Genomic DNA, 16,922 nt, shown 5'->3' with positions numbered 1-16,922 from the left:
CCGCTCCCAAAGGGCGAGTTTTGTAGACTGTTATGCTTTGTTACTGATTTTCAAAGTAGAATAACTCTATCTCAAATCAGCGTCGCGCCTAACAGCCTGCAAATTCTCGCTGAACAAGCATCTTGAGGTAACTTGGGTATAGCTGTTCTAAAGGGGCTTAATCCTCTTTAGAACAGCCCATAAAAATATCCCGCTCATCTCAACCTATTTAGGCTAAGAAAACAACCACTCCTCTAGCCAACTATCAATTTCGGACTATAATTGTTAGAGGAGGTTAAGATGCAAATAGAACGAACAGCAAGCCTAAATACCCCCCTAGCCATTGGGCAACCTAATGCTGCCAACGCAGTTGCGTCAGAAACCTTAGCCCCCTCGCCACAAAAAGAATTTTTACAGCTATCACAACAAGCAGAGCGTCTTGCTCAGCAAAATAAGCAAAGCGAAAGCAGTGGCAGTGATTCAGTTAAGGTCAGCGCATCAACCGGCCAAAGCTCAGCACAAGGCTCACTTACCGAGCAACAAGCTATCGCCTTGTATCGCAAAATCGCAAGCCTACTCTAAATTCCCAGCAACCATTTTTTATCCACTGCGCCAGAACTACTTTATGTTGTGTCTTTTGTCGATGAACCCGTTATCATACTGCTGCACTGAGCTCCAATATCTTAGTACTTGTTCTTTATCAAGATATTGTCGGCTTTAAAAGGAGGCATGACTTGCGCTTAACACTTATTACTTTATTCGTTTTCACCGCCCCCTGTTGGGGTATCGAAGATAACAGTAACACCTATTCTTACGGGCTCGACTCCTTTACACCTGAATGGGCAGAAAACACCCGTTCATCCGAGTATAAATTCAAGGTGCAAAAAGGGGATTTTGTTGCGGTTCCGATCCCGATGTCAGATCCCACCTTGGGCTCAGGTATTGTTGGTGTCGCAGCATATTACTACGGCCAAACCGAACAGGAAAAACAACAACAACCCCCCAACGTGACACAATTCTTTAGCATGTACACAGACAATAAAAGCTATGGTGTCGGCATCAATCAACAGAATTATTGGCAACAAGATAAGTGGCGTTTTAATGCCACCTTAGCCTATGCAGATTTACGACTGGATCTACTTGATGAAAACATTGCCAACGTCCCTTTTAAAGTGGGCTGGCAAATCAGCGGCATTTTTGCCAAAACCCAATTACTTCGAAGTGTTGCTGATAATTGGTACCTCGGCATACAAGCAAAATGGATTGAGAACGAGCAAACTTTCTCTACCTCATTAGACCGCCAAGATTGGCTATTTGCATCACAAACGCAGTCCATTGGAGCGGGTGCACTACTACAATACGACAGCCGCGATAATCAAACCAACGCTTATAATGGTCAGCGCTTTGAACTGGACGCCATGTTTAACGACCAAGCCCTTGGTAGCACCAATACATACCAGTCCTACCAAATACGCTATCGTTTTTATAAGCAATTACTCACGCCATTAATTTTTGCATTCGAAGCAAGAGGCTGTAACAAAAAAGGTAATGCCCCGCTGTGGGATTACTGCACCATCGGCCTAAGAGGATTTTCTGCCACCAACTACCTTGATAAAACCAGTGTTTCCAGCCAAGCTGAATTACGATGGCGTGCTTGGAAGAGCTTAGGATTTGTTGGTTTTGCTGGCGCTGGCGAGCATGCCAAAACCATTAACAGCCTTGGTGAGCATGATGCTATTGCAAGCTATGGCGTAGGAATTCGCTACATGGTGTTAGAATCACAACGAATTAATTTACGCGTGGATTACGCAAAATCTAATGACGATGATGCTGTGTACTTGTCGGTCACCGAGGCGTTTTAGATCTTTTCAGCTGTCGAGGTCAACAATGAAAGGTATCAGCAGAAAACTGTCACTTAGTATTTTGGCTTTTCTCGTTTTTTCTAATCATGTTGAGGCTACAGAACAAATCTATCAAACACCTGCAGCCTTAATACCTACCGAGATACCGACGACACCTATTGCTGGTTTGATCAACCCTTTGTTAGAGGCCGCCAATCCCCAACTGCTAGGCCAGTCCCTCGGTCAAATGCCCCTGCTCACTTTTATTTATCAAACACAGCAATACCAAATACTCTGGCGCGATAAGCAATACGCAGGTCAAGTGATCCAACTACTTGCGCAAGCTGACCAAGACGGGTTAAACCCTAACGACTATCATCTCGCCACACTGCAATCTTTGCACTTAAATTTACAACAAGCGAATCAACAAGCACTCGAGCCCAACGACCAAAGCAGCGCAGCGCAATTTGATATATTGCTCAGCGATGCCGTACTGACGTTTGCCCATCACCTCCATAATGGCAAACTCAACCCAGCAGAGCTTGACCCTACTTGGAATTATGATCCAGCCGCACTTGAGCATAATGCGACTTCGGTGCAACTATTGCAGCATATTCAACTGCAAACCATTGCCGAACTATTCGAGCAGCAACGCCCACAATATGATTTATACGGTCAACTTAAGCAGGCATTAGCACGCTACCGTGCCATCGCTGAGCGCTATCCATTTGAAGTGATCACAATTGACATAAAATCAATCAAGCCTGGAATGCTTCACCCTGCCATCCCGCTGCTTAAAAAACGTTTGCAGCAACTTGGTTATTCCTTTCCCGAAATCACTAATGAAGCCTTTGAAAGCTCCCTAGAACGTGAACAAACGTATCACCTTGCATGGGTAGAAACGATCAAGCAATTCCAGCAGCACCATGATCTCGACACAGATGGTGTGATTGGCCCCGCGACATTAGCGGCATTAAATATCCCCTATCAACAGCGAGCGGAAAAGATCAAAATCAATTTAGAGCGAGCACGCTGGCTGGCAACTGATCTCAGCCAAGAGTTTATCATCGTCAATATAGCCGGATTTGAATTATTTTTTTATCAAAGCGGTCAATTAAACTGGCAAACTAAAGTAATGGTAGGCACTCCACTCAATGCCACTCCAGTATTTAAATCGCAGCTGCAATATCTTGAGTTCAACCCGACTTGGACAGTACCGCGCAGTATTTTAAAAGAAATGTGGCATAAGATTCTTAATGAACCTGATTACCTAATAAAACAGCAGTACCAAGTGGTGCAAAATAATAGCCGTCCCGTTGAGTTAACAGAAATTGACTGGGAGGCCTATACGGCACGAAATTTTCCCTATCACTTAGTGCAGCAACCTTGGAAAAATAACGCCCTGGGACAAGTGAAGTTTATTTTCCCTAATCGGCACTCTGTTTTTTTACACGATACTCCGCAAAAACGTTTGTTTAACTCAGCACAACGCTCATTTAGCCATGGTTGTATTCGAGTTGAAAACCCCATGGAGCTAGCGCGACTATTACTCAATGATGATGCTAATTGGTCAGCACAAAACATTGCCCATGTTGTCGCCAGTGAAAAGCGGACACGAGTTAACATTAAACGGCCCATCGATGTATTTCTAATGTACTGGACCGTGAGCGTAAGTGGTGAAACGGTTAGCTTTCATCACGATCTATATCAACGCGATTACCTACTACTAAAACGACTATAAGTAAATCATACGCCGACTAAAAAGCTGAGTTACCTAAGCAAACTGAGCGGCTAACGTATTTTCGAAAACTTCAGCGCAGAGATGAAAAGCGGCTTAAATTTATCCAACCACAGTGGTGAACTGACAGCCCATAGGATTAATGTTACAAGCATCAATCACTCGCGTTTCTACCCAGCTAATACTATCAACGACCACAACTCCCTTGCCATGACTTGCCGTGCTCCATACTTAAACTGCTGCTATTCAAGGGAAAAAACCCCCGACAACATTTGGGAATTTAATCCCATTTGAATGCGATAGATCTCATTCTAGTAAAATTGAAATTGACCCTATGGCAACGGGAAGATACATTCAATTTAGAATTTATTTTGTCACAAAAGTGTCACAAAAGGCTATTTAATAATTTTCCGCCTCATATTAATCAAGGAGTTGTAGTGTTTAACAAGATTGTTGTTGCTATGTTAGCAGTAGGTGCTATGGCACAAGTTAATGCCAAATCAATGGATAACCTGTCACTAGAATTAGGCCCATCTGTGCTCAATACCGAACTATCCTCTGCTTCTGGTTTAGTTTCTCACGGTAAAGCACTATATGCGGTAGGTGATGACTCACCTTGGTTATTTAAACTCAACCAACGCTTTAATATTAAAGATAAACACCTAATCAAAGACTATCCAATGACCGAAGACGGCCGCATTGTCAAAGCAGTTAAGCCTGACTATGAAGCAATGGCAATGGTAGAGCACGAGTTAAAAGACTGGTTCCTTGTTTTGGGCTCAGGCAGCAAAGCGGAGGTGCGTGAATGGGGTTACATGATCGCCAAAAACACCAAGCAACAGATTGAGACATCACTTGCGCCTTTATACGCTCAATTATACCAAGCAGGTGGTTTTAGTGGTGACCAAGAGTTGAACATCGAAGGCTTAGCCATTGCCAAAGACAAAGCGTTCATCTTTAACCGTGGCAACTCAGGCGGCAATTTGATCTTTATGCTAGATAAAGCTGAGCTAGTTGATTACATGGTTGGTAAAACCACTCAAGTAACTGAGCTAAAAACCTTTAACGTAACGCTACCGACCGTGGCAGGTTTTGAAGCTGGGCTATCTGGTGGCGAATTCTGGGTTGAAGGTAAATCACTTGTCTACACAGCCTCAGTTGAAGCAACAGGTGATGCTTATAACGATGGTGAAATTCTGGGTAGCTTTATCGGCCTTATTCCATTAAAAGCATTCAAAAAAGAGCAGCAAAACATTGACTTAACCGCTACCTCTGTACCATTGCTAAACGAAATAGGTGAGCCAATCATCACCAAAGTTGAGTCTATTGCTATTGTAGAAAGTGACAAAGAGGAAATCTCTGGCGCACTTGTTAGCGATAACGATGACGGTACTAGCGAGTTCTTCTCATTTGAACTAGAAGTGGAATAGAAAGAACCCACACTATTGAGATACTAGCTATCGCGACCCAATAAAAATCACCGCCGCGCTATTATCTTGATCTTATTAATATCACTAAGCTCACCTACCCTTATCCCTTTAGGTGAGCTTTTCCTCTCTACCTAGCTAAGGTAACATGCACACTTCCACTTATATCAGGAACACCAGCATGAAAGCCAGCGCCGTCCATATCTTAGTTAAGCAACGTGATAAATGTGAAAAGCTGAAACAACAGCTCGATAAAGGTGCCGATTTCGCCAAACTCGCCAAACTTCACTCTGTTTGCCCTTCAGGCAAAAAAGGAGGATTTTTAGGCGAATTCCGTAAAGGCACTATGGTTAAAGCCTTTGATGATGTTGTCTTTAAGCAAGAACTCTACAAGGTGCATGGCCCTATCAAAACCAAATTTGGTTATCACCTTATTAAAATACTCTATCGCAGCTAAAAGCAGAATTAATGCCAGCAGCAACTGCATATACCCTTTCGGCCTCATATGCCGCTATACTTGTAGCCTACTAAAGCGTTAAGTTGTGAGATAAAGGAAGAGCCAATGAGTGATTTGAACCCTTATCAGCCCATTGCCTGTGATAAGTATGACTACCTAGAGCTAGCATGCTTAAAGCAGCAACCGCTACATTTAGTGCTGATAGATCAAAGTTGCCATTTAGTGGTTCCTCATACTTTGCGGATTAAATCTGACCGAGGGGAGTGGCTGGAAACTGAAGAAAATGGTCACCCGCAAGCATTTCGCCTTGATAGTATTAGTAAGTTTAAATTAGCCGAAGCCCAACCACAGCAAGACTGGATAAATTTAGCGCCATGTAAAAATGACTAAATTATGATTGACGTATTATCATTTAAAAAAGTAATAAAAATAAATAACTTAAGCATTACAAACCAAGACCTTCCCCACCTACCCACGGTAAATAGACACCCATCACCATAAAAAAAAACAAGCATCGCTATACTCAGTAAATAGAGGAAATTTGCCTGTAAGAGAGAGTGTATATGGATCTACAAATTAAGCACAAAATGATATTAGCCTTACTCGTGCCATTATTACTGTTAGCTTCTATCAGCGTATTAGCAGTTAACGTGATGGGAAAAATAGATAACAGCCTTAATAGTTTATATGAGGACAGAGTTGTCCCACTCGAAGACCTAAAAATCATTGCTGATGAATACGCCGTTTCTGTTATCGACGCAATTAATAAAGCCAATGCAGGAGGCATGAGTGCACAAGAAACGGCTATCGCCTTACAAAGTGCAACACAAACAATTAAACAACGCTGGGATAAATACCTATCAACAACATTAACATCCAAAGAGCAACAACTCACACAAGAAGCCGATGAGTTATTTACACCTGCCAATAACGCTATATCAAACCTCAACAGTAAAATTGCCTCATTGAATGGCAACATTTCAGGGCAGCTTACTCAAGATATTATACCTTTATACAAAGTTATCGATCCCATAAGCAGTAAGATCTCTGAATTGATTAGCCTGCAGCTTAATGTCGCAAAAGAAGAAAAAGGAGCGGCGCATCAGGCTTACGCTACCTCAACTAAATGGTTTGTTGCACTGACGATTTGCGCGCTACTAGCTAGCATTGTATTGGGTATTTGGGTTAATCGCAGCGTCATGAGACCAATCACCAACATTCTCAGCACACTTAGAGTTGTAAGAGAAAACCTTGATCTCAGGGTAGATTTTAAAGTTTACAACAATGATGAATTGGGCCAAATATCAAGAGGCCTGACCGGCGTAATCCAACACCTAGGCAAGATTTTAAACGGCATTAACCAAGCAGCTATGACAATCAATGAGTCAAGTGACGAACTTAGCCGCTTTACGCAACAAACTAACGAACGAATGTCGTTACAACAAAACGAAACTGAGCAAACCGCCACCGCGATGAACCAAATGACCGCCACCGTTCAAGAAGTAGCTCAGAGTGCCAACTCGGCGGCAGACTCGGCAAGAGAAGCTGATAGCACAGCAACTTCCGGTAACGAAATTGTGCAAAAATCCATTCAAAGTATGTCAAAACTATCAGCACAAATTGAACAAACATCAGTTGTCATCAACAGATTGAATGTAGAGAGTCAAAATATTGGGCAAGTACTTGAAGTAATTAAAGGGATTGCCGAACAAACCAACCTACTAGCCCTTAACGCCGCTATTGAAGCTGCCCGCGCCGGTGAGCAGGGTCGAGGGTTTGCTGTCGTCGCCGATGAAGTCAGAACCTTGGCACAACGAACACAAAAATCGACGTTAGAAATTGAGTCGATGATTGAAAAATTACAATCAGGGGTTAAAGAAGCCGTGACATCAATGGAGCTTGGCACTCATGATGTAAAAGATGCCAATGAGCATACCATTCAAGCGGGTGACGCCTTAATTAAAATAGTAAACTCAGTTGATGTGATCAGCGACATGAACACGCACATCGCGACAGCGGCCGAAGAACAAAGTAGCGTTGCTGAAGCCATCAATCAAAGCATACTTGCTATCAGCGATATCGCTAAAACAGCCAGTACCGCGGCGCAAGAATTAGAAATATCGGTGAGCCAACTTAATGAGGTCGCTGTTAACATGCGCTCTCAGGTCGGCGAGTTTAAGCTTAAATCAGAGTACTAGGGCTTGTTTACACTTGCCTTATTTCAACTTGAGAGCGATAAGCTTAAAGGGAAAAAAATCGACGGCTGGTCGCAGCCGTTTGCTCAATCAATGCCGCTAAACGTTGTCCACGCGCATCAGCGATAGCTTGCGCAATATGAGGCAAATATTGCGGTAAGTTACGGCTCGACTTGGGTTTAGGCCGTAAGGTTCGAGGCAGTAAATACGGGCTATCGGTTTCAATCATCAAGCGGTCATCAGGAATTAACTTAACCGCTTGCTGTAAATGTAGGCCACGGCGTTCATCGCAAATCCAGCCGGTAATGCCAATGTGTAAATCAAGATCTAGGTAAGCTTTTAAATCATCTACCTCACCGGTAAAACAGTGTAATACTGCTGCAGGCAAGCGATCGCGATAAGGCTTAAGAATGTCAATAAATCGCGCCCTAGCATCACGTTCATGCATAAACACCGGCAATTGTAGCTCGACAGCTAGCTCTAACTGCTGCTCAAATACGTTATCTTGTATTGGTCTTGGTGAGAAGTCGCGGTTGTAGTCTAAGCCGCACTCTCCCACGGCTTTAACATGAGGCAAAGCCCATAATTTACGTAACGATACCCAAGTTGATTCTGACACACTTATTGCATCATGAGGATGCACCCCCGCAGTAGCATATAAATAATCCGGATACTCCGCAGCGAGCTCAGCGGCAGCTTGGCTTTCGGCTAAATTAGTACCAGTAACCATCATACCTGTTACGCCCGCTTCTTGGGCTTGTGCGATAACTTGCGCGCGATCTTTATCAAAGCGCTTATTGGTTAAATTAATGCCGATATCGATCATTGTACTTCGCTCGCGTCTTCATCTTCCGTTGATTTTTTCACGTAGAAACGAGAAAACAGCAAGCCGAGTTCAAACAATAACAACATAGGAATGGCGAGCATAGTCTGTGAAATAATATCAGGCGGGGTTAATAACATGCCAATCACAAAAGCCGCCACCACAATATATGGGCGCTTCGCTTTCAATTGTGCCGGAGTCGTCGCGCCGGTCCAGCACAGCAATAAGGTCGCAATGGGAATTTCAAACGCCAAGCCAAAAGCAAAGAACAGTTTAAGGACAAAGTCTAAATAACTACTGATATCGGTGGCAATGGTGACACCTTCTGGCGCAACCGAGGTAAAAAACTGAAACGCAAGGGGAAAGACCACATAGTAAGCAAACGCAATACCGCCATAAAACAGCACCGCACTAAAAAAGACTAAGGGAGCTATCAGTCTTTTTTCATGTTGATACAAACCTGGCGCAATAAACCCCCAAGCTTGATACAACAAATACGGCATCGCTAAGAAAATACTTAGCACTATGGTTAATTTAATGGGGGTGAAAAAAGGCGTCGCGACGTCGGTTGCAATCATACTGGTGCCTTCAGGGAGGCGACTGGTCAACGGCTCAGCAACAAAATAGTAAATATCATTGGCAAAGTAGACTAAGCCAAGAAAAATTACTGCCACCGCCATTACAGCTTGTAATAAACGGTTACGTAACTCCATTAAATGACTAATTAAAGGCGCCGCAGACTGCTCAGGTTTTACTTCAGACATTTATTTCTTTTCCTGCTCGTCGCCCTTGATGTCAGCAGGCGGGGAGACATCATTACTTGCCGTACTCGACTCAGAATCAGAAGAGGCTGGCTTTTTTGCATAAGGTCGAGTGACCGACTCAGCCGCTTGCTTTAAGCTTTCTACCGATTCATGCAACTCGGGTGAAATATCTTTCAGGCCCTGTTGCTCAGCCTTACGTAAATTTTCATGTAGTTCATGAATTTTCAGCTCTTGGGATAGCTCATTCTTCATTGTGTTGGCGGTCCCCTTTACGGTGCGCACCCATTTCAATACCGTTCGTATCGCAACAGGCAAACGCTCAGGACCCAATACAATCAAACCAATCACCGAAATAAGTACGATTTCCCAAAAACCGATATCAAACATAGCGAGTTAATCCTGCTCTTTTTGCTTGCTTTTTTCGTCTTTTGGATCCAAGTCTGCTGCTTTCTGCTGTGCAGGATCAGCCAGGTTTTTGGTACTTTCAGCCGTTTCATCGTCACTCATGGCTTTTTTAAACCCTTTTACTGCGCCGCCAATATCGCCACCCATGTTACGCAATTTTTTTGTGCCGAATAATAAAATCACAATTGCCGCAATGATCAGTAACTGCCAAATGCTAATGCCACCCATAATGTTATCCTGTTTATAAAAGTTAGATGATTAATATAAGTTTAAAACCACTGAGCAATAACGCTCTCTTATGCTTAGTTTACTCTAAAGTAGTACCAAACAATGTTACTCTTTTGCAGTGTGTAAATAAGCTTTAACACAAGACAGCGCCCCTAATACGGCCGCTACTTTTGCCAGCGTATCTTGCTCACCATATAGCACAGCACCAGCCACTAATAATGCGCCGCCCAATATTCCCCAAAAGCGGCTTTTTGCCATGTTTCGGCTATGTTGCTGAAAAGCTTGCTGCATCTTGTTTAATTGATGTTGCTGGTTTCTAAATTGTTTTAGCCCGTCATAAATTAGCTCAGGAAATTCAGGTAATTTCTCCGCCCAAAATGGCGCTTTATCTTTCACTGCGTTAATCACAGACTTAGGGCCAACCTGCTCCGTCATCCATTTCTCAAGAAACGGTTTAGCGGTTTTCCATAAATCGAGCTGAGGATAAAGCTGACGCCCTAAACCTTCGATATACAATAACGTTTTTTGCAGCAATACCAACTGCGGCTGCACTTTCATATTAAAACGACGTGCGGTATTAAACAGATTAAGCAATACATGACCAAATGAGATTTCTGATAACGGTTTTTCAAAAATCGGTTCACACACAGCGCGTATCGCAAACTCAAATTCTTCCACTTTGGTTTCGATGGGCACCCAACCTGAATCCACATGCAGTTGCGCCACTTTACGGTAATCTCGATTAAAAAAGGCCAAGAAGTTTTCAGCTAAATAGCGCTGATCTTCTTTGTTTAACGTACCAACAATGCCGCAATCAATGCCTATCCACATCGGATCTTCAGGGTGTTCGCGCGAAACAAAAACATTACCCGGATGCATATCGGCATGAAAAAAGCTGTCACGAAACACTTGTGCAAAAAAAGTTTCAACACCGCGCTCTGCCAACAATTTCATATTGGTGCCTTGCGCTTCAAGTGCCGCGATATCAGAAACCGGAATGCCGTAAATACGCTCCATCACTAACACTTTATGAGTGCAGTAATCACTATAAATTTCAGGTACGTATAATTCCTTTGAGCCTTCAAAATTACGCCGCAACTGAATGGCATTAGCGCCTTCACGCATCAAATCCAGTTCATCAATAATGGTTTTTTCGTATTCTTCAACCACTTCAACCGGACGTAAGCGATCTGCTTCAGGTGCATATTTGGCCACAATTTGCGCCAACAGTTTCATTAATTGCACATCCGCTTGAATCACTTGACCGATGCCGGGGCGAATAACTTTCACCACCACAGCGCGACCATCTTGTTTTAGCGTAGCGGTATGCACTTGAGCAATAGAGGCAGAAGCCAGCGGCGTGACGTCAAAGTCATCAAATATATTTTCAACCTTGTCACCTAAATAGCGCTCAATTTGCTCAATGGCCAGCTCACCGCAGAAGGGCTTCACTTGATCTTGTAATAAAGCCAACTGCTCGGCAAACTCAGGCGGCAACAAATCACGCCTAGTAGACAACATTTGACCCAGCTTGATGTAAACCGGTCCGAGCTCTTGCAGCGCTAGGCGACAACGCTCTGGCAACGCCATTTCAGGATACTCATTTTCTATCCAAAATAAGGCTTTACGGCCAAAGCGACTGCCTAAAGGTAAGTGTTCGTAGGGCACTAACTCATCTAAACCATATTTTAAAAAGGTTTTGGTGATCGCATAAAAACGACCAATCTCTGCGAACTTCATCATTTAGTTATTTGCTCTGCCAGTTGCTCTAGCCGTGCCAAGGCAGCATGAGTGCGTTTTTCAAGGGCGCTTACTTCATCACAAAAATAAGCCACTTCGAGTGGTCCCGGTGCTAAGCGGTATTCTTCGGTAATCACTTCGCCAATATTTTGCTGCAATCGACAAAGTTGCTGGCCTGCTAAGCGTTTAACTTGCCACAGTCCGTAACAAAGCTTATGGGCTAACACATCGCCCAAATAACGTGATAACTCGTCTTCCCAATCGATATCCATTTCCGTTAACAACTGCGCAAATTGTTGTAATAACTGAATATCACCCTCAACTTCGAGCTTTTCTTGTTTGATTAACGAGGTGGTTTTAGCGCTGTCCTTTAACTCATCGAGTGCCGTTACTGAAAGTTTAACCTGTACATCTGGTTCACCTTCATATTCACCCAACACATCAACTTGTTGCGCGTTAATAACAAAGTAGAAAGGACAAGGTAGCTCTTTCAATTCAATTGAAAATACCTTACCTGCGAGTTTTTTACGTCGAGCTTGCCCTTGCCGATCCCATAATTGCAGCGAATTAATACCGGTTTCAACGCCGGCGCTGATCAGGCTCAATAAAGGCATAGCTTACTCCTAGAATTTATAACCACGGTGCAGTGCAACAATACCGCCGGTCATATTAAAATATTCAACCCCTTCAAAACCGGCGTCTTCCATCATGCCTTTCAAGGTTTCTTGATCTGGATGCATGCGAATACTTTCGGCTAAATAACGATAACTTTCAGCGTCATTGGCCACAAGTTTGCCCATTGCAGGAAGAATATTAAAGGAATAAAAATCGTACAGTTTACTCAGCATTGGCTGATCTGTCTTAGAGAATTCCAACACTAAGAGTCGGCCACCTGGCTTTAATACCCGATACATAGAGCGAATAGCTTTATCTTTATCAGTGACATTGCGCAAACCAAAGGCAATGGTGATCAAATCAAAATGGTTATCAGGGAAAGGCAACGCTTCGGCATTGGCTTGTACATATTCAACATTACCTTCAATACCGAGGTCGCGTAACTTAGCTCGACCCACCTTTAACATGGAATCGTTAATATCAGCGAGTACTACATGGCCCTGCTCACCCACCACTCGAGAGAATTTAGCGGTTAAGTCGCCGGTACCACCAGCCAAATCCAGTACCTTTTGGCCGGGGCGAATACCCGAACAGTCAATAGCAAAACGTTTCCAAATACGATGAATACCGAAAGACATAAAATCATTCATTACGTCGTATTTAGCCGCTACTGAATGAAAAACTTCAGCAACTTTCTCGACTTTTTCCGTCTTAGCGATAGTTTGGTAGCCAAAGTGCGTCGTTTCGTCCTGCTTAGCGTCTTCGTGGGCTGTTTTATCAACCTGCTCCGTCATCGTGTATCCTTAAATTCCTGACTAGGCCGCTAGTTTACTTGATGCCGCGCCACCACTCCAGCAATTACCCACAGATAGCGGTAGACAAAATAAACAGCCAAATGTCATACATTTGCAATAAAAAATGAGTGCTAGATTGACTCAGCATGAATTATGCATGAAATATAGTTAATAAAAAAACATCAAACACAATTAAAACAAGGTGATATGAATAATTAGGCTGGTGTAACATCGATAAAAACGACTGAAATTCTACTTTTCTCAGCTACACTGGATTTGGGCAGACAGAGAGATTTTACGGTTACTCTCTGTGCAATATAAATAGAGCTCACTTGCTCATGATCGGTTAAGGATTCGCGCTTATGGGGATAAGGGTCGCATCCTGTTTGAACGTTAATAATTATGACAAGTGAGCCGCTTCAAATTTATTTTTTGTTTATATAAAACCCACTTCCACAGCACCACCAATCTCAACTACACTGATTCTAACTATTTATTAAATAGATCATTTTCGATCTTCCTACCGACTTTATTATCCGTTAATAAAAGGAATATATGTCTTTAGTCACTAAATTGTTATTGCTGATCAGTGCAATTGTACTTTCGGTAATGCTTATTATGGGCTTTTATATTATTCAGAATGTAAAAAAGATCGATAATGAGCAAGTGCAACGGTTATTGCACAGTTACTTAAACTTGGCCGAGGCACGCTTTAACGATCGGGCCGAGTTTTTGATCCATAACGCTATTGTCACGGCGCAAAACCCTGACGTACAAGGTGTCCTGCAGCGCTATCAACCACAAGATATTGCCACTCAACTCAATAATATCGTCGCCCTCTACCCCTACTTAACTTACATTTTAGTGATAGACATGGATGCAGATATTCTTGCCGCAAGTGATAGAGATAGCTCTGGCTCCGCTTTTAACACTTTCACCTGGCTAGGTGAAAGTAGCTTAAATCATCCTCTGTTTCCGGGATCCTCGTCCACTCAAACTCTTATCAGCAATCCAGGTATTGATCCTTGGCTGCCACAACAAAATAGATTGCAACAATGGATCATGGCACCAGTCATACAAGAAGGTGACCAACTTGGCTGGGTCGTATTATCATTTGATTGGCAAACCGCCAGTGAAGCGACCCTATTGCAATTAACAAAAGAACAAAATAGCCAAGGCTCAGCAATCGTTGATGCTCTGATAACCAATAAAAATAACATCGTCATAGTGAGCTCAAGCACTTCGCAAGAGGGTAAGCCCTTTTTAGCCAATGACAAAATGCGTGTTGTCAGCCAGCAAATAAAGGTCGCAAACCAAGTGATGGATATCTATCTTGTCCATGATAAAGCGCAGCTCAATGCCGCTATCAATTATTCCGAAAGATTACTATTGGGCATGGTTATCGTAATGACGCTAATGCTCATAATAGCTTTATATTGGGGGCTACAGCGCTACTTATTTAATCGAATAGCTATTTTACAGCAAGGCACCGAGCAGCTCGATAACGGAAACTTTGACTACCGCCTGCCCAATTTAGGTCAAGATGAATTAGGTAAACTCGGCATAGCATTCAACCAATTAGCAGAGGGTTTAGCCCATTCAAAAGCCCAGCTTGAGCATGAAAAACAAACCTTAGATCAAAGAATTTTGGATCGCACCCAAGAATTAGAGGTGGCCAATAAAAAGGCAGAGGCCAGCGCCAAAGCCAAAAGTGAGTTTTTAGCGGCCATGAGTCATGAAATTCGCACACCTATGAATGGTGTGCTCGGCATGACACAACTACTGCAAAATTCAGATTTAAACGACAGACAAAAAGAATATGCCGATATTATTTACCAATCGGGTTCATCACTGCTGATCATCATTAACGACATTCTCGACTTTTCAAAAATTGAAGCCGGTCAACTTAGCTTAGATAAGCTGCCTTTTGATCTAGAAAAAGAATGCCATGAAACCTGCCAATCATTATCACTGCAAGCCGATGATAAAGGGCTTGAGTTGTTACTGGATTACGATATTAACTGCCCAACCACAGTGATTGGCGATGCGTTGCGGATCCGCCAGCTGCTAGTAAACTTGATTGGAAACGCAATTAAATTCACTCAACAAGGTAGTATCAGTGTCAAAGTTAGTAGTGAACAAGATCAAAATGGGCTCAACATCTTTTCTTTAGCCGTGATTGATACGGGCATCGGTATTCCTAAACATATTCAACCCCACCTATTTTCTTCTTTCACGCAAGCGGACTCGTCTACTACACGTAAATATGGTGGCACCGGACTCGGACTGGCTATTTGTAAGCAGCTCTGTGAGTTAATGGGAGGTCAAATCAACCTACAAAGTGTTGAAGGTAAAGGCTCAACTTTTACCGTAAGTTTACCTTTGGGGATCCACAGTACTCAGGCCTTAAATAATCATCAGCCACTAAACGGCAAGAAAGTGTTGGTAGTGGATGATAACCAACTCAACCTAGACATACTAAAGCGCATGTTACAGCCACTTGAGATGAATATTAGCTTTTGCTCTGATCCTATCATTGCCTTAGATCGACTAACAAAATCAGCCAACACGAAACCGTTTCAATTGCTTATTTCTGACTATAAAATGCCAGCAATGGACGGCGCTGAGCTAGTAACAAGCGTGCGTAACATAGAGAAATACCGAGACATTCCGATACTCGTCCTGTCTTCATCTTGCCACCTTGATGATAGCCAAAAATTACAACAAGCAAGAGCCAATAAAATTCTCAGTAAACCTGTCATCCGTAATATCCTTTTTTCAGCTATCGATTCGGTTTGTCGCAACAACAATCAAAAACCAATATTTTCAAGTGCCAATAGTACTCACGCTAAAGTAGAGCGACTGTCAGGACACATATTATTAGCCGAAGATGTGGTTACTAACCAACTGGTCGCGACCGCCATGTTGGAGCAACTTGGTTTAACGGTTGATATCGCCAATAATGGCTTAGAAGCGTTAGAAAAATGGCGCAATGGCCACTATCAGTTAATTTTAATGGACTGCCAGATGCCGATATTAGATGGCTATCAGGCGACCGCAAGGATCTTAGCCGAAGACCCAAGCAAAACAACCCCCATTATCGCGTTAACAGCCAACGCGCTCCCCGCTGATCGAGAGCGCTGTTTTAACGTGGGAATGGATGACTTTCTACCTAAGCCATTTGAGCAACAAGCACTGGCTAATTTACTCAATTACTGGCTTAGTAAAACTAAACCTGAACCACATCATCTAGAGCCAACATCGAACATTCAGGAGTTAACGATGGAAAACAACACGATCACCAAAAAAAGTGACAATTTAGTTGAATTAAGTACCTTTGAAATGCTTAAAAATGCCATGGGCAACAACTTTAACATGTTAATTGACGCATTTATAACCAGCCTAGATGAGCAACTTATTAACTTACCAAAAAGCATACAAGACAATGACTTAAAGACATATGTTCGTGAAGTTCATAGTATGAAGTCAGCCAGTGCCAATTTTGGTTTTAATGAATTTTCAGCACTTAATAGAAAACTAGAGCTGAACGGCTCAAAAGAAGGACAATTTGCCACTGAAGCTGAGTTAGCCGATTTAGCTGACCAAGTAACGAAAATTAAGCAATGGCTTAAGGAAAATGCCCACTCTGCTTAAGCCCATTGCAGCCAAATAGGGTGTGTTAGCGGTAAAATTTCGTTTTCAAAATGAAAACGTAAAGCCTGTTACACCCAAGAAAGCCTAAGTTGCAGGGTTCAGCGCTATTTACAGGGCCTTGTTTGGCCTATCCACAACATTGTTGCGAAAAAGCACACTATTCGCTTATCTAAAATTTGGCTTAATCAGCAAGAAGGTAATGTAAAGCTAAGTAAGTTTCGGGCCAATTACTTGTAATTTGAATAACTCAGCATTAGAAAGG

General features: G+C 42.8%; 15 protein-coding genes. 8 read left to right on the top strand and 7 right to left on the bottom strand.

The genetic code is table 11. The annotated features are described in order from the left end of the window. The first annotated feature begins 279 nt into the window (after nt 1–279). The 7 genes from K6Y31_RS03550 to K6Y31_RS03520 all read left to right on the top strand — a co-directional run bounded on the left by K6Y31_RS03550 (nt 280) and on the right by K6Y31_RS03520 (nt 7,640). On the top strand, nt 280–561 hold the full coding sequence (locus tag K6Y31_RS03550; RefSeq protein ID WP_233051473.1) for a hypothetical protein: 282 nt from the start codon (nt 280–282) through the stop codon (nt 559–561). Nucleotides 562–713: 152 nt separating this feature from the next. Beyond that, nucleotides 714–1,841 carry a BamA/TamA family outer membrane protein gene (locus tag K6Y31_RS03545; protein WP_233051472.1) on the top strand — a complete coding sequence of 376 codons (1,128 nt, stop codon included), beginning with the start codon at nt 714–716 and terminating at the stop codon, nt 1,839–1,841. 25 nt (nt 1,842–1,866) lie between these two features. Beyond that, on the top strand, nt 1,867–3,561 hold the full coding sequence (locus K6Y31_RS03540; RefSeq protein WP_233051471.1) for a L,D-transpeptidase family protein: 1,695 nt from the start codon (nt 1,867–1,869) through the stop codon (nt 3,559–3,561). 434 nt (nt 3,562–3,995) lie between these two features. Further along, nucleotides 3,996–4,988 (top strand): DUF6929 family protein, encoded by a 993-nt coding sequence (locus tag K6Y31_RS03535; RefSeq protein ID WP_233051470.1) that lies wholly within the window; start codon nt 3,996–3,998, stop codon nt 4,986–4,988. Nucleotides 4,989–5,166: 178 nt separating this feature from the next. Beyond that, nucleotides 5,167–5,442, top strand: coding sequence for a peptidylprolyl isomerase (locus tag K6Y31_RS03530; protein WP_233051469.1), 276 nt, complete (start codon nt 5,167–5,169; stop codon nt 5,440–5,442). 105 nt (nt 5,443–5,547) lie between these two features. Then, the gene (locus K6Y31_RS03525; protein ID WP_233051468.1) at nt 5,548–5,832 is read left to right on the top strand and encodes a Rho-binding antiterminator; all 285 of its coding nucleotides are present in this window, start codon (nt 5,548–5,550) and stop codon (nt 5,830–5,832) included. A gap of 173 nt (nt 5,833–6,005) precedes the next feature. After that, a complete protein-coding gene (locus K6Y31_RS03520) occupies nt 6,006–7,640 on the top strand; it encodes a methyl-accepting chemotaxis protein (RefSeq protein ID WP_233051467.1) in 1,635 nt (544 codons plus the stop codon). Between the two features lie 43 nt (nt 7,641–7,683). Here K6Y31_RS03520 and K6Y31_RS03515 read toward each other — a convergent pair whose 3' ends face one another. The 7 genes from K6Y31_RS03515 to ubiE form a co-directional block, all read right to left on the bottom strand. Further along, nucleotides 7,684–8,463, bottom strand: a complete 780-nt coding sequence (locus tag K6Y31_RS03515) for a TatD family hydrolase (protein ID WP_233051466.1) — start codon at nt 8,461–8,463, stop codon at nt 7,684–7,686. Next, on the bottom strand, nt 8,460–9,224 hold the full coding sequence (tatC, locus tag K6Y31_RS03510) for a twin-arginine translocase subunit TatC (RefSeq protein WP_233051465.1): 765 nt from the start codon (nt 9,222–9,224) through the stop codon (nt 8,460–8,462). The genes K6Y31_RS03515 and tatC overlap by 4 nt, the downstream gene beginning before the upstream one ends. Continuing rightward, nucleotides 9,225–9,611, bottom strand: coding sequence for a Sec-independent protein translocase protein TatB (gene tatB / locus K6Y31_RS03505; protein ID WP_233051464.1), 387 nt, complete (start codon nt 9,609–9,611; stop codon nt 9,225–9,227). It abuts the gene before it with no gap. Between the two features lie 6 nt (nt 9,612–9,617). Beyond that, a complete protein-coding gene (gene tatA / locus K6Y31_RS03500; protein ID WP_233051463.1) occupies nt 9,618–9,857 on the bottom strand; it encodes a Sec-independent protein translocase subunit TatA in 240 nt (79 codons plus the stop codon). 105 nt (nt 9,858–9,962) lie between these two features. Then, nucleotides 9,963–11,597: a ubiquinone biosynthesis regulatory protein kinase UbiB gene (gene ubiB / locus K6Y31_RS03495; RefSeq protein WP_233051679.1), complete on the bottom strand. Its 1,635-nt coding sequence runs from the start codon at nt 11,595–11,597 to the stop codon at nt 9,963–9,965. Further along, on the bottom strand, nt 11,597–12,211 hold the full coding sequence (locus tag K6Y31_RS03490; RefSeq protein WP_233051462.1) for a ubiquinone biosynthesis accessory factor UbiJ: 615 nt from the start codon (nt 12,209–12,211) through the stop codon (nt 11,597–11,599). Before K6Y31_RS03490 ends, ubiB begins: the two co-directional genes overlap by 1 nt. Before the next feature lie 9 nt (nt 12,212–12,220). Next, on the bottom strand, nt 12,221–13,006 hold the full coding sequence (gene ubiE, locus K6Y31_RS03485) for a bifunctional demethylmenaquinone methyltransferase/2-methoxy-6-polyprenyl-1,4-benzoquinol methylase UbiE (protein ID WP_233051461.1): 786 nt from the start codon (nt 13,004–13,006) through the stop codon (nt 12,221–12,223). A 555-nt stretch (nt 13,007–13,561) separates the two neighbouring features. Between ubiE and K6Y31_RS03480 the strand changes: the two genes are divergently transcribed. Further along, the gene (locus K6Y31_RS03480) at nt 13,562–16,660 is read left to right on the top strand and encodes a response regulator (RefSeq protein ID WP_233051460.1); all 3,099 of its coding nucleotides are present in this window, start codon (nt 13,562–13,564) and stop codon (nt 16,658–16,660) included. Nucleotides 16,661–16,922: the final 262 nt, after the last annotated feature.

Origin of the sequence: Motilimonas cestriensis, from assembly GCF_021295315.1 — a bacterium.
GTDB lineage: Bacteria > Pseudomonadota > Gammaproteobacteria > Enterobacterales > CBDFNC01 > Motilimonas > Motilimonas cestriensis.
Note: the sequence above shows the minus strand (reverse complement) of the source record. Positions and strands in the feature narration are given on the sequence as shown.